This is a genomic window from Ramlibacter sp., from assembly GCF_035655895.1.
GTDB lineage: Bacteria > Pseudomonadota > Gammaproteobacteria > Burkholderiales > Burkholderiaceae_C > Ramlibacter.
In genome coordinates this window covers 130295-154742 of sequence record NZ_DASRTN010000004.1, presented here as the reverse complement: position 1 = coordinate 154742, position 24448 = coordinate 130295, and the positions used below count along the sequence as shown (strand labels likewise).

At 72.0% G+C, this 24448-nt stretch carries 25 protein-coding genes; 11 read left to right on the top strand and 14 right to left on the bottom strand.

What is annotated here, in order from left to right:
• Positions 1-82: 82 nt before the first annotated feature.
• Positions 83-487 carry a glycine zipper 2TM domain-containing protein gene (locus VFE82_RS02715; RefSeq protein ID WP_324998697.1) on the top strand — a complete coding sequence of 135 codons (405 nt, stop codon included), beginning with the start codon at positions 83-85 and terminating at the stop codon, positions 485-487.
• Positions 488-663: 176 nt separating this feature from the next.
• Positions 664-1611, top strand: a complete 948-nt coding sequence (locus VFE82_RS02710; protein WP_324998696.1) for a YihY/virulence factor BrkB family protein — start codon at positions 664-666, stop codon at positions 1609-1611.
• A gap of 79 nt (positions 1612-1690) precedes the next feature.
• Here VFE82_RS02710 and VFE82_RS02705 read toward each other — a convergent pair whose 3' ends face one another.
• The gene (locus VFE82_RS02705) at positions 1691-3220 is read right to left on the bottom strand and encodes a YifB family Mg chelatase-like AAA ATPase (protein ID WP_324998695.1); all 1530 of its coding nucleotides are present in this window, start codon (positions 3218-3220) and stop codon (positions 1691-1693) included.
• Positions 3221-3439: 219 nt separating this feature from the next.
• Here VFE82_RS02705 and VFE82_RS02700 point away from each other — a divergent pair, with 219 nt between their 5' ends.
• From VFE82_RS02700 to VFE82_RS02690, 3 genes are all read left to right on the top strand, one after another.
• On the top strand, positions 3440-4249 hold the full coding sequence (locus VFE82_RS02700) for a TorF family putative porin (RefSeq protein WP_324998694.1): 810 nt from the start codon (positions 3440-3442) through the stop codon (positions 4247-4249).
• Positions 4250-4274: 25 nt separating this feature from the next.
• Positions 4275-4613 carry a P-II family nitrogen regulator gene (gene glnK, locus VFE82_RS02695; RefSeq protein WP_135249943.1) on the top strand — a complete coding sequence of 113 codons (339 nt, stop codon included), beginning with the start codon at positions 4275-4277 and terminating at the stop codon, positions 4611-4613.
• Between the two features lie 79 nt (positions 4614-4692).
• Positions 4693-6153, top strand: a complete 1461-nt coding sequence (locus tag VFE82_RS02690) for an ammonium transporter (protein ID WP_324998777.1) — start codon at positions 4693-4695, stop codon at positions 6151-6153.
• Positions 6154-6304: 151 nt separating this feature from the next.
• On the opposite strand, the gene VFE82_RS02685 is transcribed toward VFE82_RS02690, so the two are convergent.
• Positions 6305-6976 (bottom strand): hypothetical protein, encoded by a 672-nt coding sequence (locus VFE82_RS02685; RefSeq protein WP_324998693.1) that lies wholly within the window; start codon positions 6974-6976, stop codon positions 6305-6307.
• A 95-nt stretch (positions 6977-7071) separates the two neighbouring features.
• Between VFE82_RS02685 and VFE82_RS02680 the strand changes: the two genes are divergently transcribed.
• From VFE82_RS02680 to glcF, 3 genes are all read left to right on the top strand, one after another.
• A complete protein-coding gene (locus VFE82_RS02680; RefSeq protein ID WP_324998692.1) occupies positions 7072-7998 on the top strand; it encodes an SMP-30/gluconolactonase/LRE family protein in 927 nt (308 codons plus the stop codon).
• 61 nt (positions 7999-8059) lie between these two features.
• The gene (gene glcE, locus VFE82_RS02675; protein ID WP_324998691.1) at positions 8060-9148 is read left to right on the top strand and encodes a glycolate oxidase subunit GlcE; all 1089 of its coding nucleotides are present in this window, start codon (positions 8060-8062) and stop codon (positions 9146-9148) included.
• Positions 9149-10372, top strand: a complete 1224-nt coding sequence (gene glcF, locus VFE82_RS02670; protein ID WP_324998690.1) for a glycolate oxidase subunit GlcF — start codon at positions 9149-9151, stop codon at positions 10370-10372.
• Here the strand turns inward: glcF and VFE82_RS02665 are convergent.
• Positions 10369-11316, bottom strand: a complete 948-nt coding sequence (locus VFE82_RS02665) for a LytTR family DNA-binding domain-containing protein (protein ID WP_324998689.1) — start codon at positions 11314-11316, stop codon at positions 10369-10371. The two genes, glcF and VFE82_RS02665, sit on opposite strands and share 4 nt — an antisense overlap.
• 139 nt (positions 11317-11455) lie before the next feature.
• On the opposite strand from VFE82_RS02665, the gene VFE82_RS02660 reads away from it, so the two are divergent.
• The gene (locus tag VFE82_RS02660; protein ID WP_324998688.1) at positions 11456-12640 is read left to right on the top strand and encodes an acyltransferase family protein; all 1185 of its coding nucleotides are present in this window, start codon (positions 11456-11458) and stop codon (positions 12638-12640) included.
• Here the strand turns inward: VFE82_RS02660 and VFE82_RS02655 are convergent.
• From VFE82_RS02655 to lplT, 3 genes are read right to left on the bottom strand one after another with little or no spacing between them, the layout of a single operon-like run.
• A complete protein-coding gene (locus tag VFE82_RS02655) occupies positions 12570-13055 on the bottom strand; it encodes a glutathione peroxidase (protein ID WP_324998687.1) in 486 nt (161 codons plus the stop codon). The genes VFE82_RS02660 and VFE82_RS02655 overlap by 71 nt on opposite strands.
• Before the next feature lie 41 nt (positions 13056-13096).
• Positions 13097-14014 carry a DMT family transporter gene (locus VFE82_RS02650; RefSeq protein WP_324998686.1) on the bottom strand — a complete coding sequence of 306 codons (918 nt, stop codon included), beginning with the start codon at positions 14012-14014 and terminating at the stop codon, positions 13097-13099.
• Positions 14001-15290, bottom strand: coding sequence for a lysophospholipid transporter LplT (gene lplT, locus VFE82_RS02645; protein WP_324998685.1), 1290 nt, complete (start codon positions 15288-15290; stop codon positions 14001-14003). Before lplT ends, VFE82_RS02650 begins: the two co-directional genes overlap by 14 nt.
• 129 nt (positions 15291-15419) lie before the next feature.
• On the opposite strand from lplT, the gene alr reads away from it, so the two are divergent.
• Both alr and VFE82_RS02635 read left to right on the top strand, forming a co-directional pair.
• Complete coding sequence (alr, locus tag VFE82_RS02640; protein ID WP_324998684.1) at positions 15420-16517, top strand: alanine racemase; 1098 nt, start codon at positions 15420-15422, stop codon at positions 16515-16517.
• Positions 16514-17320 (top strand): hypothetical protein, encoded by an 807-nt coding sequence (locus VFE82_RS02635; protein WP_324998683.1) that lies wholly within the window; start codon positions 16514-16516, stop codon positions 17318-17320. Before alr ends, VFE82_RS02635 begins: the two co-directional genes overlap by 4 nt.
• Before the next feature lie 2 nt (positions 17321-17322).
• On the opposite strand, the gene VFE82_RS02630 is transcribed toward VFE82_RS02635, so the two are convergent.
• The 8 genes from VFE82_RS02630 to hpaE form a co-directional block, all read right to left on the bottom strand.
• Positions 17323-18234: a DMT family transporter gene (locus VFE82_RS02630; protein ID WP_324998682.1), complete on the bottom strand. Its 912-nt coding sequence runs from the start codon at positions 18232-18234 to the stop codon at positions 17323-17325.
• Between the two features lie 2 nt (positions 18235-18236).
• Positions 18237-19211: a 2-dehydropantoate 2-reductase gene (locus tag VFE82_RS02625; protein WP_324998681.1), complete on the bottom strand. Its 975-nt coding sequence runs from the start codon at positions 19209-19211 to the stop codon at positions 18237-18239.
• Positions 19212-19216: 5 nt separating this feature from the next.
• Complete coding sequence (locus VFE82_RS02620) at positions 19217-19993, bottom strand: class II aldolase/adducin family protein (protein WP_324998680.1); 777 nt, start codon at positions 19991-19993, stop codon at positions 19217-19219.
• A gap of 16 nt (positions 19994-20009) precedes the next feature.
• Positions 20010-20828 (bottom strand): HpcH/HpaI aldolase/citrate lyase family protein, encoded by an 819-nt coding sequence (locus tag VFE82_RS02615; RefSeq protein WP_324998679.1) that lies wholly within the window; start codon positions 20826-20828, stop codon positions 20010-20012.
• Positions 20829-20893: 65 nt separating this feature from the next.
• Complete coding sequence (gene hpaH, locus VFE82_RS02610; RefSeq protein WP_324998678.1) at positions 20894-21697, bottom strand: 2-oxo-hept-4-ene-1,7-dioate hydratase; 804 nt, start codon at positions 21695-21697, stop codon at positions 20894-20896.
• Positions 21698-21701: 4 nt separating this feature from the next.
• Entirely contained in the window at positions 21702-22109 is a 408-nt protein-coding gene (locus VFE82_RS02605) for a 5-carboxymethyl-2-hydroxymuconate Delta-isomerase (RefSeq protein ID WP_324998677.1), read from the bottom strand.
• Positions 22110-22117: 8 nt separating this feature from the next.
• The gene (gene hpaD / locus VFE82_RS02600; protein WP_324998676.1) at positions 22118-22981 is read right to left on the bottom strand and encodes a 3,4-dihydroxyphenylacetate 2,3-dioxygenase; all 864 of its coding nucleotides are present in this window, start codon (positions 22979-22981) and stop codon (positions 22118-22120) included.
• Positions 22982-22983: 2 nt separating this feature from the next.
• Positions 22984-24441: a 5-carboxymethyl-2-hydroxymuconate semialdehyde dehydrogenase gene (hpaE, locus tag VFE82_RS02595; protein WP_324998675.1), complete on the bottom strand. Its 1458-nt coding sequence runs from the start codon at positions 24439-24441 to the stop codon at positions 22984-22986.
• Positions 24442-24448: the final 7 nt, after the last annotated feature.

Here is a 24448-nt window from a genome sequence, read left to right as displayed (position 1 = left end):
CGCCACGGCCGGCGCGCGGTCGCCGGTCGACAGGATGCGCAACTCAGCCGTTGAATACGGACATCCCGAGGAGGACATCCGTATGAAGCAACTCACGCTCGCCACCCTGATCGCCCTGGCCGCCGTCGGCGCCCAGGCCCAGTCCAAGCCGCTGTGCGACACCTGCGGCACCGTGCAGAAGGTCCACAAGGAAACCCGCAAGGGCGACGGCGGCGCCGTCGGCATCATCGGCGGTGCCGCCGTGGGCGGCCTGCTGGGCAACCAGGTGGGCAAGGGCAACGGGCGGGTGCTCGCCACCGTGGCCGGTGCCGCAGCCGGTGGCTACGCCGGCAACGAAGTGCAAATGCACGTGACCAGCAAGGACGTGTGGGTCACCCAGGTCCGGATGAAGGACGGCAGTGTGCGCACGTTCGAGCATGCCCAGCAGCCCGGCTGGAAGACCGGCGCCACCGTCAAGGTCGACGGCAAGGCGGTCCACAGCATCTGAGCGCGGCGGGCTCGCGGCCCGCTGCCCGGTGGCGGCACCCCGCGGGCCGCCGCCCTCTCCCCCCGTCCCGATCCCGTCGCGCCAGTGCCCTGGCGGCGCGGGCGTCGGCTGCCGCCTACGCGCCCGGCTGCGCTTCGCTGATGGACGGCCTGCCACAGCGCCCCCAAGCTGCAGGGATGAACCGCCATCTGGCTGCGGCCAAGTCGTGGGGCGACCGTCTGCTGCGCCCCGTCCAGCCCCTGGTCCGCGCCGCGAGCCTGTGGAGCGATGCTGGCGGCATGCGCATGAGCGCAGCGATGTCGTTCTACGGCATCCTCAGCCTGGCACCGCTGCTGCTCGTCATGGTGGCGATGCTGGGGTGGTGGATGGACCGTGAGATGCTGCAAAGCACGCTGGTGGCGCAGGTGGAGGCCCTGGTGGGCACGCAGGGCGCCGCCGTCGTGCAGCAGGCGCTGTCCAGTGCGCAGGAGCCGTCGCAGGGCGTGCTGGCCACGGCGGTCGGTTTCGGCGTGCTGCTGTTCGGCGCCACCGGCGTGTTCGGCGAACTGCAGGAAGCGTTCGCGCTGGTCTGGTCGGATGGCGGGCCGCCGCCCAGGCACAGCTGGTGGCACACGGCGTCGCTGCGCCTGCGTGGCGTCGCCTACATCCTCGCGTTCGGCTTCCTGCTGCTGGTCTCGCTGGTGATCTCGACCCTGCTGTCGATCTTCGCGGGCTGGGCGGGGGAGTACCTGGCGCTCGAAGCCCTGCTGCGGCTGCTCAACGAGGTCGCGTCGTTCGCGCTGTGCACGGCGCTGTTCGTCTCCCTGATGCGCCTGAGCGCCGGCCGCAAGCCCGAGCTGCGGTTCCTGGTGCTCGGCGGCGTGGTGGGCGCCATCCTGTTCAGCATCGGCCGGCAGCTGCTGGCGCTGTATCTGTCGACGGCGGCCGTGGTGTCGGCCTACGGGGCCGCGGGTTCGCTCGTGGTGCTGCTGATGTGGATCTACTTCTCGTCGGCGGTGCTGCTGTTCTCGGCCGGCTGCGCCAAGGCGGCGCAGGAAGCACGGGAGGCGCGGCGGCGCGCGGCGGCGCAGCACGACGCGGCGCCGGGGGGGCATGCCACCTGGCGTCCGGGCGCGGCGCGCTGAGCGACGGTCGCGGCGTCGATCGCCGGCATCGCGGCGCCGGCCGGTTCGGGTCACGAGTCACGGGTTACGAGACACGGGGTCACCGGGCCGTGCCTGGTCCGCGCCGGCATTGCACCGCCTCGGCCAGGTGCGACACCAGCACCGGCCCCGACCGGTCGAGGTCGGCAATGGTGCGGGCCACCTTGAGCACGCGATGGGTGGCGCGGGCGCTCCAGCCAAGCCGGGCCGCCGCGCGTTGCAGGAACGCCGCGGCCGCGGCATCGACCGCGATGTGCAGATCGATCTCGGCGCCCTGCAGCGCGTGGTTCGGCTTGCCCTGGCGAAGGATCGCGCGCTCCCTGGCCTCGGCGCAGCGCTGGCGCACCAGGGCCGACGACTCGCCCGGCGGCGCCTCCATCAGTTCGCGGGCGCCCAGCGCCGGGACGTCCACCTGCAGGTCGATGCGGTCCAGCAGCGGTCCGGACAGGCGCCCCTGGTAGCGGGCGACCTGGTCGGGCGTGCACCGGCAGGCGCGCTCGCGCGAGCCGTGCCAGCCGCATGGGCAGGGGTTCATCGCGGCCACGAACTGGAAGCGGGCCGGGAACTCGGCGCGGCGCGAAGCCCGGGCGATGGTGATCTGGCCGGTCTCCAGCGGCTCGCGCAGCGCTTCCAGCGCCGGCCGTGGGAATTCCGGCAGTTCGTCCAGGAACAGCACGCCGCGGTGCGCCAGCGAGATCTCGCCCGGCCGCGGAGGTGATCCGCCACCGACCAGTGCCACGGCGCTGGCCGAATGGTGCGGGCCGCAGGTGGGCCGCACGGCCCAGCGCGCAGGATCGAAGCGGCCGGCGAGGCTGGCGATGGCGGCGCTCTCGAGCGCCTCGTCCACCGTCATGGGCGGCAGCAGGCCGGCCAGCCGCTGCGCCAGCATCGACTTGCCCGATCCCGGTGGACCCACCAGCAGCAAGGCGTGGCCGCCCGCCGCGGCGATCTCGAGTGCGCGCTTGGCGGCCGCCTGGCCCTTGACCTCGGCCAGATCCGGCGGGTCGGCCGCCGCGCCCGCCGGCGCCTGCGCGGCCACCGGGGCCCAGCCATCGGCCGCGGCCGCGGGCCCCCCGGGCTGGAACTGCGCCACCACGTCCATCAGGTGGCGGGCGCGCCAGACGCGCGCGTGCGGCACCAGGGCGGCCTCCTCGGCGCTGCCCGGCGGCAGGACCAGCTGCGCGCCCTGGGCGGCCGAGCGCAGCGCCAGGCTCATGGCCAGCGCGCCGCGCACCGGTCGAAGCTCGCCGGACAGCGACAGCTCGCCCGCGAATTCGTAGCCCGCCAGCCGCTCGGCCGCCACTTGGCCGCTGGCGGCCAGGATGCCCAGCGCAATGGGCAGGTCGAAGCGGCCGGAGTCCTTGGGCAGGTCGGCCGGGGCCAGGTTGACGGTGATCCGCTTGTTGTGCGGGAACTCCAGCCCGCAGGTGAGCAACGCCGACCGCACCCGCTCGCGGGCCTCCTTCACCTCGACGTCGGCCAGGCCCACGAGGGTGAAGCTGGGCAGGCCGTTGGCCAGATGCACCTCGACCGTGACCCGCTCCGCCTGCAGGCCCACCAGGGCCCGGCTGCGCACCAAAGACAAGCTCACCGCGGCCGCCCTCCCTGATTGGGTGCGCCGACCTGGCGGGCGCACGCGAACTTGGCAGGGGCGCACCTTGGCGGTGCGCCCGGGGGGCTGCGCGCCCCCGGACGGTTCAACGCTGCACGCGGTGCGGCAGAGGACGCCGCGCTCCTCGGTTCGGTGGATGGCATGGCTCCTGCTTAGAGGGACGGCGAGAGCTTTTTCAACACAGACGGAGAGAGAAACATGCAACTGAAGGCCACCCTGCTGCTGTCCACCCTGGTGCTGTCCGGCGCTGCGTTCGCCCAGGCGAAGCCGCCCGAGTCCGACTGGACCGTGACCGGCAACGCCACGCTGTCGTCCGACTACCGGTTCCGCGGCTTCACGCAGACCAACTACGGCCCGGCCTTCCAGGGTGGTTTCGACGTCGCGCACAAGTCCGGCTTCTACGTCGGCAACTGGAACTCCAACGTCAAGGACACGCTGTACAACGGCGCCAGCCTCGAGATGGACTTCTACGGCGGCTACAAGGGCGAGTTCTCCGGCCTGACCTACGACATCGGCGCGATCTACTACTACTACCCCAAGAGCGGCAAGGACACCGGCCTGGGCACCAAGATCGACAACAAGGAGGTCTATTTCGGCCTCGGCTGGGGCCCGCTGTCGGGCAAGCTGTACTACTCGGTCGACGACTACTTCCAGCTGGGCCAGACGGCGGCCGACCTGACGGGCCTGCCGTTCGAGTCGACCAAGGGCACCACCTACCTGGACCTGTCGTACTCGCAGGAAGTCGCCGGCTTCGTGCTCGGTGCCCACTACGGCCTGCTGAGTCTGGAGAAGCACGGCCAGTTCGTCACCACCACCGACACCGGCGCCGAGCAGCTGAAGAAGCACGTGAGCGACTACAAGCTGAGCGTCGGCAAGGACGTGGGCGGCTACCTGTTCACCGCCGCCGCGGTGGGCACGTCCAAGAAGGGCTACTTCGGCACCGACCTCGGCGCCAGCAAGGCCGCCGGCAAGACCGGGTTCGTCGTGTCCGTGGGCAAGACCTTCTGATCCTGCCCTCCAACCAGGAGCAAGCATGAAACTCGTCACCGCCATCATCAAGCCCTTCAAGCTGGACGAAGTGCGTGAGGCGCTGTCCGCCATCGGCGTCCAGGGCATCACGGTCACCGAGGTCAAGGGCTTCGGCCGCCAGAAGGGCCACACCGAGCTGTACCGCGGCGCGGAGTACGTGGTCGACTTCCTGCCCAAGGTGAAGATCGAGGCCGCCGTGGCCGACGACCTCGTCGAGCGCGTCATCGAAGCCGTCGAGGGGGCCGCCCGCACCGGCAAGATCGGTGACGGGAAGATCTTCGTCTACGACCTCGAGCAGGTCGTGCGCATCCGCACCGGCGAGACCGGCAAGGACGCCCTGTAAGTCATCCCCCACGAAAGAGACAACCATGAGAAAGTTTCTCGTCTCCCTGGCCCTGGGCCTGGGCCTGCTGACCGGCTCCATGGCCGTGCTGGCGCAAGCCCCGGCCGCCCCGGCGACGGCCGCGAGCGAGGCCGCCGCGCCCGCCGCTGCAGCCGCGCCCGCCGCTGCTGCAACGGCTGCCACCGCTGCCCCTGCCGCCGCCCCCGCCCCCGCGCCCGCACCCGCGCCCACCCCGAACAAGGGCGACACCGCCTGGATGACGGTGGCGACCGCGCTGGTGATCTTCATGACCATCCCCGGCCTGGCGCTGTTCTACGGCGGCCTGGTGCGCAGCAAGAACATGCTGTCGGTGCTGATGCAGGTGTTCGTGGTGAGCGCGCTCATCTACGTGCTGTGGGCCATCTACGGCTACAGCGTCGCGTTCACCGGCGGCAGCGCGTTCATGGGCGGCTTCGGCAAGGTGTTCCTGGCCGGCATCACGCCCGACTCGGTCGCCGCCACCTTCAGCAAGGGCGTGGTGATCCCCGAGCTGACGTTCGTCGCCTTCCAGGCCACGTTCGCTGCCATCACCTGCGCGCTGATCGTCGGCTCGTTCGCCGAGCGCATCAAGTTCTCCGCGGTGCTGCTGTTCTGCGTGCTGTGGTTCACCTTCAGCTACCTGCCGATCGCGCACATGGTCTGGTACTGGGACGGCCCGGATGCCATCACCGACGCCAAGAGCCTGGAGACCGTGACCGCCGCGGCCGGCTGGCTGTGGGCCAAGGGCGCGCTCGACTTCGCGGGCGGCACCGTGGTGCACATCAACGCCGGCATCGCCGGCCTGGTGGGCGCCTATGTGGTCGGCAAGCGCGTGGGCTACGGCAAGGAGGCGCTGGCGCCGCACAGCCTGACCCTGACGATGGTCGGCGCCGCGATGCTGTGGGTGGGCTGGTTCGGCTTCAACGCCGGCTCCAACCTGGAAGCCAACGGCGTCGCCGCCCTGGCCTTCGTCAACACCCTGCTGGCCACCGCCGCCGCGACCCTGTCCTGGATCAGCGGCGAGGCGCTGTCCAAGGGCAAGGCGTCCATGCTGGGCGCGGCCTCCGGCGCCGTCGCCGGCCTGGTGGCGATCACCCCGGCCTGCGGCTTCGTCGGTCCGATGGGCTCGATCGTCATGGGCCTGATCGCCGGCCTGGTCTGCCTGTGGGGCGTCAACGGCCTCAAGCGCCTGCTCGGCGCCGACGACTCGCTGGACGTCTTCGGCGTCCACGGCGTGGGCGGCATCCTGGGCGCGCTCCTGACCGGCGTGTTCGCCTCGCCCTCGCTGGGCGGCACGGGCGTCTACGACTACGTGGCCAACAAGGTGAACCCCGACTACTCGATCGGCGGCCAGGTCTGGATCCAGTTCCAGGGCGTGCTGACCACCGTGGTGTGGTCCGCCGTGGTGGCCTTCGTCGCCTACAAGATCGTCGACCTGGTGATCGGCCTGCGCGTGTCCGAAGAGGACGAGCGCGAGGGCCTGGACATCTCCTCGCACGGCGAGACGGCCTACAACCGCTGATCGCCGCGGCCGCGGAGGACCGCGGCCGACTCCCGGCAAGCAAGAGTCTCCTTTGGATGTTCGGCCCGCTTCGGCGGGCCGCTTTTTCTTTGGAGGAGGAGGAAGGGAAGGAGAGGCGAGCGGGACGCCGGCGCGCGCCGCGCGGCACGCGTCAGTCGAGGACGATGAACGTCAGCACCGCGCCCGACTCGGTGCGCTGCACCTCGACGTCCTCGGTGCCGGCCATGGCCTCGATCTCCGCCCACTGCAGCGGCCGGTAGGGCAGCTCGCCGCCAGGCAGGGCCTCGCCGTCGGTCGGGCGCACGCCGAGTTCGACCCGGATCACCTCGTCGCCGGCGGTCGCCGCGATGGCGATCTCGGCCGGCCCCTTGGTCGCATCCGACAGCGCCAGCAGGGCGCCCGAGAGCAGCATGCGGGCGGCGGAGCGGCCGACCGGCTGCTGCAGGCTGCCCACCGAGCTGGTGAGCGCCAGGCCGCGGAAGCTGAAGTTGGTGCGCAGCAGGGTCGTGCACTCGTCGACGGCCGCGGCCAGCGGCAGGGTCGCACCCGGTTCAGGCGCGAGCCAGGTGATGACGTCGAGGCACGATTGCACCGCGCCCTTGGCAAAGCCATTGAGCTTGGTGGCGCTGTCGAGGACCTGGCCGAAATCGGGCGGGGCCTGCCGCAGGCGGCGCTCGATCACCTGGGTGACCATGCCGATCGGCTGCAGGTGCTTGACCAGTTCGTGGCGCATCGCGAAGGCGAGGCGGCGCAGCACCGCGTAGCGCGCGGCTTCGACGCGCAGCAGGCTGGCTTCCGGACCGGAGAGGGTGTTGGTGGACAAAGTGCGTCGATGGTACCGGCTCGAGCCCGGCCCCGGGACTCGACAGCAGGCGGCGCGTCACAATCGGCGGTTCTCCTTTTCGACCCGGAACGCGCATGGGAACCTGGCACAGTTTGGCGGAGCACGCGGACCAGCTCGGCGAGTCGCCGTTCTGGCATCCGCAGGAGCGACGGCTCTACTGGGTCGACATCCCCGGACGGTGCCTGCGACGGGCCGATCCGGCGACCGGCGCCGTCGACAGCTGGCCGGTGCCGCAGGAACCCGGCTGCATCGCCCCGGCGCGCAGCGGCGGCCTGGTGGTGGCGCTGCGCGACGGCGTGTACCGGGCGCGCACCTGGGGCGGCGCGCTGGAGCAGGTCCACCGCTTCGGGCACGACGTGGCCACCACCCGCTTCAACGATGGCAAGGCCGATCCGCTCGGCCGGTTCTGGGCCGGGACCCTGTACGAGCCCAAGCACGCACCCGCCGCCGCGTTGTTCAGCGTCGATTGCCGGCCGGACAACGGCCAGGGCGGCCAGCCGCGGGTGGTGCGCCAGGCCGGCGACGTCACCACGGCCAACGGGCTGGCCTGGTCGCCCGATGGCGGCACCCTGTACTGGGCCGACACGCAGGCGCACCTGGTGCGCGCCTGGGACTGGGATGCGGCGGCGAACCGCCTGGGCGCCGCCCGGGTGTTCCACCAGTTCGCGCCCAAGCCGTCCGGCTGGCGGCCCGGCGAGCCGGGTTACGGCGGCCGCCCCGACGGCGCCGCGGTCGACGCCCAGGGCAACTACTGGTGCGCGATGTACGAGGGCGCGCGGCTGGTCAAGCTGTCGCCGGCCGGCGAGTTGCTCGCGGTGCTGCCGACGCCGGTGCAGTGCCCCACGATGCCGTGCTTCGGCGGGGACGACCTGCGCACCCTGTACGTGACCAGCGCCGGCAATCGGCCGGACGACGAACGGGCGCGGTTGCCGCGGTCGGGCCACGTGGTCTGGACCCGGGTGGACGTGCCGGGCCTTCCCGTCAATTTCTTCATCGACTGACGGCAAAAACATCAAGCGGCGGGGGTCTGGCGCGGCACCGTGCGCGGCTTACCATCACCGGATGGACGCCGCGCTCTCCTCCTGCATCGACCGCATCCGCGCCGCCGCCGCGGCCGGCACCCCGCTGCGGCTGCGGGGCGGCGGCAGCAAGGACTTCTATGGCGAGCGCTTGGCGGGCCAGGTGCTGGACACCACGGGCCTGGCCGGCATCCGCAGCTACGAGCCCAGCGAACTGGTGGTGACCGTCGGCGCCGGCACGCGCCTGGCCGACCTGGAGGCCGTGCTCGCGCAGCAGGGCCAGTGCCTGCCGTTCGAGCCGCCGCACTTCGGCCCCGGGGCGACGGTCGGCGGCATGGTCGCCACGGGGCTCTCGGGCCCGGCGCGCGCCAGCGTCGGCGCGGTGCGCGACTACGTGCTGGGCCTGTCGCTGGTCAACGGCCGCGGTGAGCTGCTGAGCTTCGGAGGCCAGGTGATGAAGAACGTGGCGGGCTACGACGTCTCGCGCCTGATGGCCGGTGCCCTGGGCACGCTCGGGCTGATCGTCGAGGTCAGCCTCAAGGTGCTGCCGGTGGCCCCCGCCGAGGCCACGCTGGCGTTCGAGCTGTCGCAGGCGCAGGCGCTGGCGCGGCTGAACGCCTGGGGTGGCCAGCCGTTGCCGCTGAACGCGAGCTGCTGGGTCGGGGAGGCAGGCGCCGGCACGCTGTTCCTGCGGCTGCGCGGCGCCGTCGCAGCGGTCGATGCGGCCTGCCGCGCGCTGGGCGGCGAGCGGCAGGACGACGGGCAGGCGCGGCAGGTGTGGGCCGGCTGCCGGGAACAGCAGCTGCCCTGGTTCGCGCCACGCGCGGGCCTGGACCTCTGGCGGCTGTCGGTGCCGCAGACCGCGCCGGTGCTGGAACTCCCCGACGTGCCACTGATCGAATGGCACGGCGGCCTGCGCTGGGTGACGGCGCCGACCGGCGAGGCCGAGCGCCTGCGCCACACGGCCGCGCAGGCCGGCGGCCATGCAACCCTGTTCCGCGCGGCTGGTGCCGCTGCCGTCCGCCGCTTCCATCCGCCGACGCCGCCCCTGGACCGCATCCACCGGGAGCTGAAACGGCAGTTCGATCCGGCCGGCCTGTTCAACCCCGGCCGGCTCTTTCCCGAGTTCTAAGTGCAGACCCACCTTTCCCCCGAATTCGCCGGCACGGCCGAGGGCCGCGAGGCCGAGGCCATTCTGCGCAAGTGCGTGCACTGCGGCTTCTGCACCGCCACGTGCCCCACCTACCAGGTGCTCGGCGACGAACTGGACGGCCCGCGCGGCCGCATCTACCTGATCAAGCAGGTGCTCGAAGGCGAGCAGCCGACCGAGAAGACGCAGCTGCACCTGGACCGCTGCCTGACCTGCCGCAACTGCGAGAGCACCTGCCCCAGCGGCGTGCAGTACGGCCACCTGGTCGACATCGGCCGGCGCATCGTTGAGGAGAAGGTGCCGCGCGGCACCGGTTCCAGGGCGCTGCGCTGGACGCTCAAGGAGGGCCTCACCTCGCCGGTGTTCGGCCCGGCCATGAAGCTGGGCCAGGCGGTGCGCGGGCTGCTGCCGCAGGCGCTCCAGGACAAGGTGCCGCAGCGCCACCCAGGCGGTGAATGGCCCACGCGCACGCAGGCGCGCAAGGTGCTGATGCTGGCCGGCTGCGTGCAGCCGTCGATGGCGCCCAACATCAACGCGGCCACCGCGCGCGTGCTCGACGCGGCCGGCATCCAGACCGTCGTCGCCCCCGAGGCGGGTTGCTGCGGCGCGGTGCGCTTCCACCTGAACGACCAGGCGGGCGGCCTGGCGCAGATGCGCCGCAACATCGACGCCTGGTGGCCGGCGGTCGAGCGCGGCGAGGTCGAGGCCCTGGTGATGAACGCGTCGGGCTGCGGCGTGACGGTGCGCGAGTACGGCCACCACCTGCGGCACGACCCCGCCTACGCCGACAAGGCGCGCCGCATCAGCGAGCTCACGCGCGACCTGAGCGAGCTGCTGCCCGACATCGCGCCGGCGCTGCAGGGGCGCGTGCGGCCGCCCGCGGGCGTGCTGGCCTACCACCCGCCGTGCACGCTGCAGCACGGCCAGAAGCTGCGCGGCGGCGTCGAGACGCACCTGCAGCAGCTGGGCTTCCGGGTGCAGGTCGCGCCCAACGAGTCGCACCTGTGCTGCGGCTCCGCCGGGACCTACTCCGTGCTGCACCCGGACATCGCCAAGTCGCTGCGCGACCGCAAGCTCGGCCACCTCGGCGCGCTGGCGCCGGTGGCGGTGATCTCGGCCAACATCGGCTGCATCACCCACCTGCAGAGCGGCACCGGCACGCCGGTGCGCCACTGGGTCGAGGTGCTGGACGAGGCGCTCGCCTAGCGCGCCGTGCCCAGCGCGTCGCGGTAGCGGCGGCTGCAGGGCACCAGGCTGCCGTCCTTCATGCGCAGCCGGGCGTCGCCGGCCTCCAGCGGTTCGATCTCGGCGATGCGGTCCAGGTTGACGGCCCAGCTGCGGTGCACCCGCACGAAGCGGGCCGGGTCCAGCTGCGCCAGGAAGTCGGTGAGAGTCGAGCGCAGCAGGTAGTCGTGCCCGTGCACCCGCAGGCCCAGGTAGTTGCCCTGGGCCTGCAGCCAGTCGATGTCGGCCGCGGCGACCAGGAACTCCTTGCGCAGCTTGCGCACCAGGAAGCGCTCCGGCCGCGAGGGTGCGGCAGGTGGTGCGGCCGGCGCGGCCGCCATGGGCGAGACCGGCGCGTGCGGGCCGGGGGCAACGGCCGCGCTCGTGCCGCCGCCGTCGGGCGGGCGGCCGGTGGCCGGCGCGTCGGGCGGATCGAGCAGGCGCGCCTCGCCCTGGGTGCGCAGCAGCAACAGGCGCCAGCCCGCGATGCTGCCGACGATGAGCGCGTAGCTGCGCACGTCCTTGAGGTACTCGTAGACCAGCACCGTGGCCCAGTCGGCGACCCGGTGTCCGTCGATCACCAGCAGGCGGAGCCCGACCATGCCCACGGCATGCAGAAGACTGAAACCGACGCTGCCGGCCAGGTGCCAGCCGAGGCAGCCGGGCAGGGTGCCCAGTCGCAGGGGATGGCGGCGCTCCCACCAGACCAGCAGCGGGATCAGCGCGCCGACCACCACCACGCTGGTGAGTTGCAGCGTGAGCGCATAGGCATACGGATGCGGCACCGGGCCGCGGCCCAGGTCGATCCAGTCCACCACGCTGTTGAACGCGACCGATCCGCCGAGCATGGTCACCCAGAAACCGACGTCGAACGCGCGCTCGTGGCGCCGGTAGCGCGCCAGCCAGGAAGGCAGCAGATCAGCCATGGCAGGCGAGTCTAGGCCAGGGATGCTGCCGGTCGTCCCTGCCGGCCGCCGGCCGTCCCAAACCCGTCCCGTCCTGTCCCGGTGGCCGGGCGGCGACGCCCGGCCGGGACCAGGATCGCCGGTGACAAGGACCCGAGCCATGAACCGACGACATGACATCGATGCGCTGCGCGCCCTGGCCTTCGGCCTGGTGATCCTCTACCACGTGGGCATGTACTACGTGGCCGACTGGGCCTGGCATCTCAAGAGTCCGCATGCGGCGGCCTGGTTGCAGCTGCCGATGCGGGCGCTGAACCTGTGGCGGATGGACCTGGTGTTCCTGGTGTCGGGCGTCTCCCTCGCCCTGCTGTGGGGGCGCGCACCGCCCTGGATGCTGCTGCGCGACCGCAGCGTCCGGCTGCTGCTGCCGCTGGCGTTCGGGATGGTGGTGGTGGTGCCGTACCAGCCCTATGCCCAGGCGGTGGCCAACGGCGCAGTCCCGCCGGGTTTCGGCGCGTTCCTGCTGCGCTACTTCCAGGGCGGCCCCTGGCCGGCCGGCGCCTTCGACGGCTGGCAGGTCGGCGTCACGTGGAACCATCTGTGGTACCTGCCCTACCTCTGGTGCTACACGGCGGTCCTGGTGCTGGCCGCGCCACTCGCGGCGTCCGGTCCCGGCCGGCGGCTCGGCGACGGTTTCCGGAGGCTGCGCGGCCCGTGGCTGCTGGTCCTGCCGGCGCTGCCGCTGATGCTGGCCTCGGCGCTCCTGTGGCGGCGCTTCCCGGTCACCCACGACCTGGTCGGCGACGGCTGGCTGCATGCGGCGTCCTTCACGTTCTTCCTCTACGGCTGGTGGCTCGGCCTCGACGCGGCGCTGTGGACGGAGCTGCGGCGGTTGCGGCGCCGGGCGCTGCTGCTGGCGCTGGTGCTGCTGGGCGTGGTGCTCGTCGCCCGCGGCCTGGTCAGCTCGCCGGCCGCCCGGCTGGCGGTGCGGCTGCTGGCCGACGCCGACGCCTGGTGCGCGGTGGCCACCGTGCTCGGCTGGGCGCACCACGCGCTGAACCGGCCGTGGCGGTGGCTGCACTGGGCCACCGAGTCGGTCTATCCGTGGTACCTGTTGCACCAGACGGTGATCATCGTGCTGGTGACCTGGCTCGCCCCATGGACGCTGGGGCCGGTGCGCGAGCCGCTGCTGCTGCTGGCCGGCACGGTGGCAGGCTGCTGGATGCTGACGGCGGTGGTGCGCCGCAGCAGCGTGCTGCGGCCGCTGTTCGGCCTCAGGCGGCGAGCGCCGCCTCGATGTCCTTCGACAGCGCAGCCGGCGCCTCCTGCGGCGCATAGCGCCTGAGCACGCGGCCGTCCTTGCCGACCAGGAACTTGGTGAAGTTCCATTTCACCGCAGTGGTGCCCAGCAGGCCCGGCGCCGCCCGGGTCAGCCACTTGAAGATCGGGTCGGCCGCCGCGCCGTTGACGTCGACCTTGGACATCATCGGAAAGCCCACGCCGTAGTTGCGCTCGCAGAACTGCGCGATCTCGTCGTTGCTGCCGGGATCCTGGCGGCCGAACTGGTTGCAGGGGAACCCCAGCACCACCAGGCCCTGCGGTGCATAGCGCTCGTGCAGCGCCTGCAGGCCGGCGAACTGCGGCGTGAAGCCGCAGGCGCTGGCGGTGTTCACCACCAGCACCACCTGTCCCTGGTACTGCTTCAGTGGCACGGGACGGCCGTCGATGCCGACGGCGTCGAAGTCGGAGAGAGTGGTCATCGGACGCTCCTGCGGTGGCCGCCCGGCGACGGCCGGGCTGCTCAAGCGGCCGATTGTGTCCGCTTGACCGCCGGCGCGCCGGGCGCCGCCCACGCCGACCACACGGCGGCCGCGACCACCAGGGCGCCGCCCACCCAGGTCCTGGGTGCCAGCTGCGCGGCGCCCAGCAGCACCGACGAGGCGCTGGCGAACAGCACCTCGGACAGCATCACCAGCGAGGTCGTCTGCGCCGGCAGCCGGGAGGCGCCGAACTGCAGCGCGGCATTGCCGGCCAGGAACGCGAGGCTGAGCAGCGCGCCGATGGCGATCGCCGAGGGCGGCAGCACCACCGGCGCGCCGACCAGGCCCTGGCCCATGCCGGCCAGCCCGGCCAGGGTGGCGGCGAGTGCGCCGCCGGTGAACATGGCGCCGACCCGGGTCACGGCAGGCGCGGCCTGCAGCCGGCGCAGCAGGATGTTGGTGAGCGCGAAGCTGAAGCCGCCGAGCAGCGCCAGCAGGTCCGGCAGCCCCTGCGGCACCGGCCAGGGGGTCTCGGGCGTCTTCAGGATCACCGCCAGCCCGGCCAGCGCCAGCGCCAGCCGCAGCAGCGCCGGCCCGCTGGGGCGTTCGCCGAGCAGCGGCCAGGCAAGCAGCACGCTCCAGGCCGGCATCAGGTAGAACAGCAGCACCACGCGCACCACGTCGCCCACGGTGACCGCCCAGTTGAAGCCGACGTTGGTGAGGCCGGCGGCCGCCATTAGGAGCCACAGCTGCGGCTGGCCGGCGAAGCCGCGCCAGGCGCCGGGCCGCACGAGCAGCAGCACGGCCAGCGAGACCAGGTACACACCGGCGGTCGCCCACAGCGGATGCAGCCCGTGCGCCTGCAGCTGCCGGAACGGCCACCACGACACGCCCCACACGAACGCGTTGACCACCAGGGCCAGCGCGGCGGCGGCCCGGCCCGCCTCAGCTCCCGCCATGCGAGGTGTCGTGCCGGGCGATCTGCAGCAGGTGGTCGACTTCCTCCTTGTGGCGCACCAGGTTGTTGGCGTGCCAGCGCTGGATCAGCCACATGATGCCGGCGACCACGACGCCGAAGGCGGTGATCGCGCCGAAGGCCGACAGGCCCAGGCCGGCCGAGAGGCTGTAGAACGCGCCCAGCCCCAGGATGCAGGCCTGCTCGTTGAAGTTCTGCACCGCGATCGAGCGGCCGGCGCCCATCAGGTTGTGGCCGCGGTGCTGCAGCAGCGCGTTCATCGGCACCACCAGGTAGCCGCCCAGACCGCCCAGCAGGATCAGGAACGGCGCGGCCACCCACACGTTGCTGATGAAGTTCATCAGGATCACCAGCAGGCCCATGGCGATGCCCAGCGGCATGACGCTGGTGGCGGTGTCCAGCCGCATGCGCATCGAGGCCACGATGGCGCCGACCGCGGTGCCGACCGCGACCACCCCGGACAGGCTGGACGCCTGCGTGGTGCTGTAGCCGAGCGCGGCCGCGCTCCAGGCCAGAATGATGTAGCGCAGGTTGCCCGACACGCCCCAGAACAGCGTGGTCGTGGCCAGCGAGATCTGCCCGAGCTTGTCGCGCCACAGGCGCGAGTTGCAGGTCCAGAAGTCCGGCACCAGCTCCATCGGATTCTTCGGGATCGGCCGCATCTCCACACCGGTGTGCGGGATGCGGGTGTTGAACCAGGCGGCGACCGCGTAGACGAAGATCAGCACCGAGATCGCCGCCTCGGGCGCCGTGTCGATGCCCATGTCCAGCAGCGGGAAGTCCAGCGCCAGCAGCCTGGTGGCGACCGCATGGCCCACCAGCTGGCCGCCCAGCAGGATGCCCAGGATGATGGAGGCGATCGTCAGGCCTTCGATCCAGCCGTTGGCCTTGACCAGCTGCGAGGTCGGCAGCAGCTCGGTGAGGATGCCGTACTTGGCCGGCGAATAGGCCGCGGCCCCGAGGCCGACGATGGCGTAGGCCATGAGCGGGTGGGTGCCGAACAGCATCATCAGGCAGCCGACCACCTTGATGGCGTTGCTGACGAACATGACGCGCCCTTTGGGAAGGGCGTCGGCGAACGCGCCCACGAACGGCGCCAGCACGACGTAGAACAGCGCGAACATCGGCACCAGCGCGGCGCGCTGCCACTCGGCGGCGCCGCCCGACTTGAGCAGTTCCACGGCGGCGACGAACAAGGCGTTGTCCGCGAGCGACGAGAAGAACTGCGCCGCCATGATGGTGTAGAAGCCGCGCTTCATGAATCAGGCACGTGGGCGGCCATCGGCGGACCGGGATGCGGGGGGAATGACTGCTGTCTCCAAGCGACGCCGGGTTATATCACGCGGGGTAATGCCAAAATCCTCGTTCCTACCCCTAGACCGCGCCCCATGCCTCGTCCCATCCTGGCCACCATCCATCCCGAGGCCCTGCGCCACAACCTGGACCGCATGCGCCGCGCCGCGCCGGACGCCCGGGTCTGGGCGGTGGTCAAGGCCAACGCCTACGGCCACGGCATCGAGCGCGCGTGGGACGGGTTGCGGGGCGCCGACGGCTTCGCCCTGCTGGACCTGCAGGAGGCCGAGCGGGTGCGGGCCCTGGGCTGGCGCGGCCCGGTCCTGCTGCTCGAAGGCGTGTTCGAGCCGCGCGACCTGGAGCTGTGCTCGCGGCTGCAGCTGTGGCACGTGGTGCATTGCGAACAGCAGATCGACATGCTGGCGGCGCACAAGACGCAGCAGCCCCATCGCGTGTTCCTGAAGATGAATTCCGGGATGAACCGGCTCGGGTTCCCCCCGGCGCTGTACCGCGCCGCGTGGGCGCGGCTGGACGCGCTGCCGCAGGTCGACGAAATCTCGCACATGACGCATTTCAGCGACGCCGACACCGCGCGCGGGATCGCCCACCAGATGCAGGTCTTCACCGAAGCCTCGCGCGACCTGCCCGGCGAGCGCTCGCTGTCCAACAGCGCGGCGGTGCTGCGCCATGCGCGCGACGCGCAGGTGCGGGCCGACTGGGTGCGCCCCGGGATCGCGGTGTACGGCAGTGCGCCGGATGTCCCGGAGCACGATGCCGCGCACTGGCAGCTGCAACCGGCGATGACGCTGGCCAGCCGCCTGATCGGCGTGCAGCAGCTGCAGCCCGGCGACACGGTCGGCTACGCATCCAGCTTCGTGGCCGAAGCGCCGATGCGCATCGGCGTGGTCGCCTGCGGCTATGCCGACGGCTACCCGCGCCACTGCACCACCGGCACGCCGGTGCTGGTGGACGGCGTGCGCACGCGGCTGGTGGGCCGGGTGAGCATGGACATGATCACGGTGGACCTGACGCCCGTGCCCGACGCCGGCGTCGGCAGCGACGTCACGCTCTGGGGCCGCGCTGCTGCGGGCGCCGTGCTGCCGATCGACGAGGTGGCCCGCGCCGCCGGCACCGTGGCCTACGAGCTGATGTGCGCGCTGGCGCCGCGGGTGCCGGTGGCTGTCCAGGCGTGAGGAACCGCGCCACCTGGCGGTCGGTCCGGTTCGCCCAGGGCGCCATCGAGCGCGATCTGCGCCAGCGGCACACGCTCTGGCTGCACGGCGCATGCATCGGCACCCTCGTGGTGGCTGCCATGTGGCTGGTGTCGGCCCTGCAGCTGCGGCTGGGATCCGGGTCGCTGGCGCTGCGCTACCTGGTCACCCTGGGCGTCGGCTACCTGGCTTACCTGCTGCTGCTGCGGCTGTGGGCCGGCGCCCTGGCCGGCCGGCAGGCGCCGGGTGATCCCGGCCTGGACCTTCCTTCGGCCGGCCAGGGGCGAGGCGACGGCACCGGCTGCGTGGAGGTCGGAGCGCCGCGGGTCGAGCTGCCCGCGTTGCGCAGCGGCGGGGGCGGCGATTTCGGCGGCGGCGGTGCGTCGGGCGACTTCGACGGCGGCCAGGCGCTGGGGCAGGTGGCAGAGGACGCGTTCGAGGTGGCTGCCGGCGCCGACGAGGGCGCCGTGGTGGTGATCCCGGTGGTGGCCGTGTTCCTGGTCGGCGCGGCGGTCCTGTTCGGCGCCGGCTCGCTGCTGCTGCTGTACTTCGGGTCGGAGGCGCTGCTGGCGGTGGCGATCGAGCTTGCGTTCGGCTATGCGGCCGGCCGCACCGCGCTGCGCGTGTCGCGCGAAGGCTGGATCGGCGCCGCGGTGCGGCTGACGTGGAAGCCGCTGCTGGGCGCCCTGGCCTGCGCCGTCCTGCTGGGCGCCTCCATCGACCACTTCATCCCGGATGCGCGGTCACTGCCGCACGCGGTCGCCCTGATGGCCAGGGCGCGCTGAGCTCAGCGCTTGCGCATCCCGAGCACCATCACGGCGCCCACCACGACCAGCGCGCCGACCACCTGGATCGGCGCGATCGACTGCCCGAGCAGCAGCCAGCCGAGCACCAGCGCGAACACCGGCTCGACGTTCATGATGGCGGAGTTGCCCACCACCCCCAGCCTGGGCAGGACCGTGAACATGATGGTGAACGCGGTGCCGTAGAGGAAGGTGAGCGCGGCCAGGCCGCCCCAGCCGGCCGGTGCCTGCGGCAGGTGGAAGCCGCCCTGCACGCCGACGGTGGCCAGCGCCACCGCGCCCGCGATCGCCATCGTGGTGGCGGTGCGCACCCGCCCGTCGACGTCGCCGGCCTCGTGCTGCGTGAGCACCAGCGCCAGGCCGAAGGTGGCTGCGGCGGCCAGCGCGAACCCCACGCCGGCGCCGATCCGGCTCCATTGGCCGGCGGCGCCGAGCCCCGAGGCGGCGCCCAGCACGTCGAGCGCGAGCGCCAGGCCGGCGAGGATCACCGGCATCGCCACCAGCATGGCCTTCTCCGGATGCTGCCGGTACACCAGCGCCGACCAGAGCGCGGTCCAGATCGGATAGGTGTTGAAGGCCAGCAGCGCCAGCGCCACCGGCAGCCGGGCCACCGCGGAATAGAGGCACAGGCTCTGTACTCCGATCAGCAGCCCGATGGCCGGCAGGAAGCGCTTGTGGCGGGCGGTGAACCGCACCCGAACGCGCTGCGTGGCCAGGATCGCGACGATCACCAGGGCGGTGACGGTGCTGCGAAAGACCACTGCCGTGGCGACGTCCGCGCCGTGGTTGAACGCGATGCGCGCGGCCACGTGGTTGGCGCCCATCATCAGCGCGATCAGCAGCAGCGTGGCGAAGGCCGCGCCGCTGAGGGCCCGGGCGGGGATCACGGCGGCCATCGTCAGTACAGCCCGTGCACCCGCGCATGCAGCCGCGCCAGCCCGAGCAGCGTGTCCGTGAACGGGGTCGGCACGCCGGTGAGCTGACCCAGCTCGCGCACCACGGTCACCAGCGCGTCCACCTCGACCGGCTTGCCCGCCTCGACGTCCTGCAGCATCGACGTCTTGAAGGCGCCGAGCTTGCGCGTGACCTGGTGGCGATCTTCCGGCGTCTGCTCGATCGGGATGCCGATGCGCGCGCCGATCTCGCGGGCCTCCAGCATCACGCGCGAGATGAACTCGCGCACCAGGTCGTCGTTCAGGATCAGGTCGGTGGTGGCGCCAGTGAACGCACTGACCGGGTTGACGGTCATGTTGCCCCACAGCTTGTACCAGGCGTCCCGCTGGATCTGCTCGGACAGCACGGCCTCGTGGCCGGCCTTCTCCAGCAGGGCGGCCAGCGCGCGCAGCCGCGGCGTCTGCCCGCCGGCGGGTTCGCCCACGATCAGCTTGTTGCCGAAGTGGTGCTTCACCAGGCCCGGCGCCGTGACCGAGCAGCTGGCGTGCACGACGCAGCCGACGATGTGGCGCGCGGGGATGGCCCGGGCGATCGCGCCATCGGGATCGACGGCGCGCAGCCGGGTGCCGGCCAGGCGGCCGCCGAAGCCTTCGAAGAACCACCAGGGGACGCCGTTCATGGCCGTGAGCACCATCGTGTCGGGGCCGAGCAGCGGCCCGATCGCCAGCGCCACGTCGGCCATCGCGGGCGCCTTGACGGCGACCACCACCAGGTCCTGCGGGCCCAGCTCGGCCGGGGTGTCGGTGGAGCGCACCGGCGCCGGATGCACCCGGCCGTCCTCCTCCAGGCGCAGGCCGTGCAACTGCAGGGCCTCCAGCGTGGCGCCGCGGGCCACCACGTTCACCTCGCAGCCCGCGCGGGCGAGCCGGGCACCGATCCAGCCGCCGATGGCGCCCGCGCCGTAGATGCAGACTTTCATCGCGCTCAGCTGCGGTAGGACGGATCGAGCCGGTCGACGCGGCGCACCAGCGCGTCGAACACGTCCTGGCCGGCGCCGAAGCGCTGGTCGAACTGGAACGAGTCGGCCACGGTGCGTTCGGCCACGTGCTCCGGCACCGGGATCGCCGGCCCGAGGACCGCCTGGGCCACCTGCACCTCGCAGGCGCGCTGCAGCGTCCACAGGCGCACGAAGGCCAGCGGCAGCGTGCGGCCCCAGGTCAGCAGGCCGTGGTTGCGCAGGATGACCGCCGGCTTGTCGCCGATGGCCGCCAGCAGGCGGGGCGCCTCGTCGGCGTGGATCGTGATGCCTTCGAAGTCGTGGTAGGCCACCAGTCCGTGCAGCTGCGCCGAATAGAAGTTGTTCTGCGCCAGCCCGGAAGCGCTGCAGGCGACCGCCAGGCCCGCGGTGGTGTGGGTGTGCATCACGCAGTGCGCCTCGGGGAGGTTGTCGTGGATCGCCGCGTGCACCGTGAAGCCGGCCGGGTTGACCGGCCACGGGTTGTCGTCCAGCTTGTTGCCCTCGACGTCGATCTTCAGCAGGTTGCTCGCTGTCACCTCGCTGTAGTGCAACCCGAACGGGTTGATCAGGAAGTGCTTGCGTCCGCCGGTGACGGTGTCGGGCAGGCGCACCGTGATGTGGTTGTAGATCATCTCGGTCCAGCCGAGCAGGTCGAACACGCGGTAGCAGGCCGCGAGCTGCACCCGCGCCTGCCACTCGTCGGGATGCATGGCCGGCGGCACGGCCTGGAGGATGGCGTTCATGGAAAAGCCTTTCGGATCAGTAGGGGCTGGCGCCGGCCGCCGGGGCCGGGGCCGGCGCGGCGGACTTGAACTTGGCCGCCAGCGCCGCGGCGCCGCGGGCCAGCAGGTTGTTGTCGAGGCCGACGGCGACGAACAGGGCGCCCAGGGCCAGGTAGCGGCGCGCCTGCGCCTCGTCGGTGGTCAGGATGCCGGCGGCCTTGCCGGCGCGCTGGATGCGGGCGATCGCATCCTCGATCGCCGACTGCACCTGCGGGTGGGCCGCGTTGCCCACGTGCCCCATCGAGGCGGACAGGTCGGCCGGGCCGATGAAGACGCCGTCGACGCCGTCGACGGCCGCGATGCGGTCCAGGTTGTCGAGTGCCTGCTGGGTCTCCGCCTGCACCAGCAGGCAGACCTGTGCGTTGGCTTCCTGGCCGTAGTTCGGGTAGCGGCCCCAGCGCGAGGCCCGCGCCCCGGCCATGCCGCGCACGCCCTGGGGCGGATAGCGCATGCTGCGCACGATCTCGGCGGCCTGCTCGGGGGTGTCGACCATCGGCACCAGCAGCGTCTGCAGGCCCAGGTCGAGGTACTGCTTGATCAGCATCTGGCCCACGTGGCCGTGCCCGAGCGGCACGCGCGCGATGGCGTTCACGCCCGGGTAGCCGGCGATGATCTGCGCCTGCTGCAGGATGCTCTGCAGGTCGTTGGGCGTGTGCTCGCCGTCGATCAGGAGCCAGTCGAAGCCGGCGCCGGCGCAGATCTCGCTCGCGTACGGGCTGAACAGGCCCTGCCACAGGCCGATCTGCGGCCGGCGTTCGGCCAGCGCTTGCTTGAACGGGTTCACGGGTGTCTGCATGGCGTCGTCCTTTCTGGGGCGGGCATTGTCGGCGTTGCGGCGCGCGGCACGGCAGCCGGGCGAGGTCATCCGGTGAAGTGGAACTCGAAGCGGCCGAGCGCGCCGTAGTCTGCCTCGAAGCGGTCGCCGGCGCGGGCGGCCACCGGCCGCGTGAAGGAGCCGGCCAGCACCACCTGGCCGGGCTCCAGGCACTCGCCCCAGGGCGCGAGCTTGCGCGCCAGCCAGGCGATCCCGATGGCGGGGTGGCCCTGCACGCCGGCCGCCAGTCCGGTTTCCTCGACCACGCCGTTCAGCCGCAGGATCGCGCCGCACCAGGGCAGGTCGACCTCGCGAGGGTGCACCCGGCGGCCGCCCAGCACGATGCCGGCGTTGGCCGCGTTGTCGCTGATGGTGTCCTGCACCTTGCGCATGGCCCGGGTGTGGCGGTCGAACTGCTCGATGCGAGCGTCGATGATCTCGACGGCCGGCGTCACGTACGCGGTGGCGGCCAGGACGTCGTCCACGCTGACCTGCTCGCCCTGCAGCCGCCGCTCCAGCACGAAGGCAAGCTCGACCTCGACGCGCGGCGCGATGAAGCGTGCGGTCGGCAGCGCGCCCGGCTCGAAGAACATGTCGTCCAGCAGCGTGCCGAAGTCGGGCTCGTCGATCTGGCTGGCCTGTTGCATCGCGCGCGAGGTCAGGCCGATCTTGTGGCCGCGCACCGTGCGGCCCTCGGCGCATTTGCGCGCGACCCACGCGCGCGAGACCCGGTAGCCGTCCTCGACCGTCATGCCCGGGTAGCGCCTGGAGAAGTGCTCCACCTGCACGCGGCTGCGCTCGGCCTCGTGCAGTTCGGCCGCCAGACGGGCCACCTGTGCGTCGTCGAACATCGTGTCAGCCCCTGTTGAAATGCGGATGCAGCGTGCTGTGCTTGCCGTCGTAGACCTGGCCGGGGCTCTCGTCCACCTGCACCGTCAGGCCGACCAGGCCGCGCTCGAACAGCGGTGCCAGGTGCGCCTTCGCGCGCGCCAGCAGCGTGTCGCCGGCGAGCTGCTGCACCGCCTTGCTGCGCCCGGCGCCCATGCGCAGGTTCAGGTAGACGAACCCGTAATCGCCCTGGCCGTCGGCCACCGCGAAGTGCGCCGCCGGATAGGCCAGCACCCGGGTGCCGCCGGTGGGGAACACCTGCGCGCCGGCCTCGTCGCGCACCTGCAGCAGGCCGTCGGCGAGCGTGCGGCACAGCGCGGACATGTCCGTCTGCGGTTCGATGTTGGGCGTGTACAGCAGGACCAGGTGCGGCATGGCGGCTCTCAGGCGGGAAGGGGCGTGACGGGGAAGATCGCGTTGATCTGCCCGGTGCCGGAGCTGCCGAAGTACGGCGTGACGATCTCCACCGGGGCCTGGTAGCGGTCCCAGCCGAGCAGGCCCAGCAGCATCGCGGTGTCGTGCATGTCGCCCTCGCCCCAGCACTTGTCGGCGTACATCGGCAGCATGCCCACGAAGGTCTTCCAGTCGCCGGCCTCCCAGAGCTGCACGACACGCTGGTCGACCTGCTCCAGGAAGGGGTCGTACACCCGGTGCATGAACTCGGGCGCGCGGCCGTTGTCGGCGAAGTGGTGCGACAGCGAACCGCTGGCGAACACCGCCACCGTGCCGTCGTAGCGGTCCTCGATCGCCCGGCGCACCGCCAGGCCGAAGCGGCCGGACTCGTGCAGGTCGTGCCAGTCGCACCAGCCGCTGACGCTGATCACGCGGTAGTGCCGGTCGGCGTTCATGTACCGCATCGGCACCAGCGTGCCGTACTCCAGCTCCAGCGTGGTGTCCGAATGCGCGCGGGTCTTCACGCCCATCGCGTTGGCCGCGTCGGCGATCAGGTGCCCGAGCGCCGGGTTGCCGGGATAGGCATAGGGCATGTTCTTGATGAAGTGCGGCAGCTCGTTGCTGGTGTACACGCCTTCGAACTGCGGACCGCAGTTGATGTGGTATTCGCTGTTGACCTGCCAGTGCACGTCGAACACCACGATGGTGTCGACGCCCAGCGCGCGGCAGCGGCGGTCGATCTCGCGGTGGCCCTGGATCGCGGCTTCGCGGCAGCCGAAGTGGGGGCCCGGGAACTCCGACAGGTACATCGACGGCACGTGGGTGATCTTGGCCGCCAGCGCGAGCTTGCCCATGGTCAGGCTCCCCAGTGAGGGATGTGGTGCGACCCCATCGAGACGGCGATGTTCTTGGGCTCCAGGAACACCTCGTGGCTCCAGGTGCCGCCCTCGCGGCCGGTGCCCGACGCCTTGGTGCCGCCGAAGGGCTGGCGCAGGTCGCGCACGTTCTGGCTGTTGACGAAGCACATGCCGGCCTCGACGGCGGCGGCCACGCGGTGGGCGCGGCCGATGTTCTCGGTCCAGACATAGCTGGACAGGCCGTAGACCGTGTCGTTGGCGATGCGGATCGCGTCGGCCTCGTCGTCGAACGGGATCAGGCAGGCGACCGGGCCGAAGATCTCGTCCTGCGCGATCCGCATGCGGTTGTCCACGTCCGCGAAGACCGTGGGCACGACATAGTTGCCTTGGCGCACCCGCTGCGGCAGTGCCGGCACGTCCAGGCCGCCGCACAGCAGGCTGGCGCCTTCCCGCTGCCCGAGCTCGATGTAGCTGCGCACCTTGGCCAGATGGGCCTGGGAGATCATGGGCCCGACGATGGTCCCGTCGTCCAGCGGGTCGCCCACCGCGATGCGCCGCGCCCGCGCCGCGAACTGCTCGGCGAAGGCCGCGTAGACCGAGCGCTGCACCAGGATCCGGCTGCCGGCCGTGCAGCGTTCGCCGTTGTTGGAGAAGATCATGAACACCGCCGCGTCCAGCGCGCGGGGCAGGTCGGCGTCGTCGAAGACGACGAAGGGCGACTTGCCACCGAGTTCCATGCTGAACTTCTTCAGGCCCGCCTGCTGCACGATGCGGTTGCCGGTGGCGGTGGAGCCGGTGAAGGAGATCGCCCGCACGTCGCGGTGCCGCACCAGCGGCTCGCCCGCGTCCTTTCCGAACCCGTGCACCAGGTTCAGCACGCCGGCGGGAATGCCGGCCTCCAGGGCCAGCTCGCCCAGCCGCGCCGCCGTCAGCGGCGACAGCTCGCTCATCTTGAGCACCGCGGTGTTGCCGAACGCCAGGCAGGGCGCGACCTTCCAGGTGGCGGTCATGAACGGCACGTTCCACGGCGAGATCAGCGCGCACACGCCCACCGGATGGAACAGCGTGTAGTTCAGGTGCGTGGGCGTCGGATAGGTGTGGCCGTCGACGCGCACGCACATCTCGGCGAAATAGTGGAAGTTGTCGGCCGCGCGCGGCACCAGCTGCTTGCCGGTCTGGGCGATCACCTGGCCGGTGTCGTTGGTCTCGGCCTGCGCGATCTCCGGCACGTGGCGCGCGATCAGGTCGCCCAGCTTGCGCACCAGCCGGGCGCGCTCGGTGGCCGGCAGCGCCGCCCAGGCCGGGAAGGCCGCCTTGGCGGCCGCCACCGCGGCCTCGACCTCCTGCTCGCCGCCCGCGGCGACTTCGGCCAGCACTTCCTGGGTGGCGGGGTTCACGGTCTGGAAGTAGTCGCGGCCAGGGAGGGCCTTGCCGCCGATCAGGTGCTCGATGCGCATGGGGTCC

Coding starts and splice junctions, on each gene's coding strand:
- VFE82_RS02655 (WP_324998687.1), bottom strand. CDS start 13,055: ATGACCACTCTCTCCGACTTCGACGCCGTCGGCATCGACGGCCGTCCC.
- glcE (WP_324998691.1), top strand. CDS start 8,060: ATGGACGCCGCGCTCTCCTCCTGCATCGACCGCATCCGCGCCGCCGCC.
- VFE82_RS02715 (WP_324998697.1), top strand. CDS start 83: ATGAAGCAACTCACGCTCGCCACCCTGATCGCCCTGGCCGCCGTCGGC.
- alr (WP_324998684.1), top strand. CDS start 15,420: ATGCCTCGTCCCATCCTGGCCACCATCCATCCCGAGGCCCTGCGCCAC.
- VFE82_RS02700 (WP_324998694.1), top strand. CDS start 3,440: ATGCAACTGAAGGCCACCCTGCTGCTGTCCACCCTGGTGCTGTCCGGC.
- VFE82_RS02690 (WP_324998777.1), top strand. CDS start 4,693: ATGGCCGTGCTGGCGCAAGCCCCGGCCGCCCCGGCGACGGCCGCGAGC.
- VFE82_RS02665 (WP_324998689.1), bottom strand. CDS start 11,316: ATGGCTGATCTGCTGCCTTCCTGGCTGGCGCGCTACCGGCGCCACGAG.
- VFE82_RS02630 (WP_324998682.1), bottom strand. CDS start 18,234: ATGGCCGCCGTGATCCCCGCCCGGGCCCTCAGCGGCGCGGCCTTCGCC.
- VFE82_RS02605 (WP_324998677.1), bottom strand. CDS start 22,109: ATGCCGCACCTGGTCCTGCTGTACACGCCCAACATCGAACCGCAGACG.
- VFE82_RS02710 (WP_324998696.1), top strand. CDS start 664: ATGAACCGCCATCTGGCTGCGGCCAAGTCGTGGGGCGACCGTCTGCTG.
- VFE82_RS02650 (WP_324998686.1), bottom strand. CDS start 14,014: ATGGCGGGAGCTGAGGCGGGCCGGGCCGCCGCCGCGCTGGCCCTGGTG.
- hpaH (WP_324998678.1), bottom strand. CDS start 21,697: ATGTTCGACGACGCACAGGTGGCCCGTCTGGCGGCCGAACTGCACGAG.
- VFE82_RS02660 (WP_324998688.1), top strand. CDS start 11,456: ATGAACCGACGACATGACATCGATGCGCTGCGCGCCCTGGCCTTCGGC.
- lplT (WP_324998685.1), bottom strand. CDS start 15,290: ATGAAGCGCGGCTTCTACACCATCATGGCGGCGCAGTTCTTCTCGTCG.
- hpaE (WP_324998675.1), bottom strand. CDS start 24,441: ATGCGCATCGAGCACCTGATCGGCGGCAAGGCCCTCCCTGGCCGCGAC.
- glnK (WP_135249943.1), top strand. CDS start 4,275: ATGAAACTCGTCACCGCCATCATCAAGCCCTTCAAGCTGGACGAAGTG.
- VFE82_RS02615 (WP_324998679.1), bottom strand. CDS start 20,828: ATGCAGACACCCGTGAACCCGTTCAAGCAAGCGCTGGCCGAACGCCGG.
- VFE82_RS02620 (WP_324998680.1), bottom strand. CDS start 19,993: ATGAACGCCATCCTCCAGGCCGTGCCGCCGGCCATGCATCCCGACGAG.
- hpaD (WP_324998676.1), bottom strand. CDS start 22,981: ATGGGCAAGCTCGCGCTGGCGGCCAAGATCACCCACGTGCCGTCGATG.
- VFE82_RS02680 (WP_324998692.1), top strand. CDS start 7,072: ATGGGAACCTGGCACAGTTTGGCGGAGCACGCGGACCAGCTCGGCGAG.
- VFE82_RS02625 (WP_324998681.1), bottom strand. CDS start 19,211: ATGAAAGTCTGCATCTACGGCGCGGGCGCCATCGGCGGCTGGATCGGT.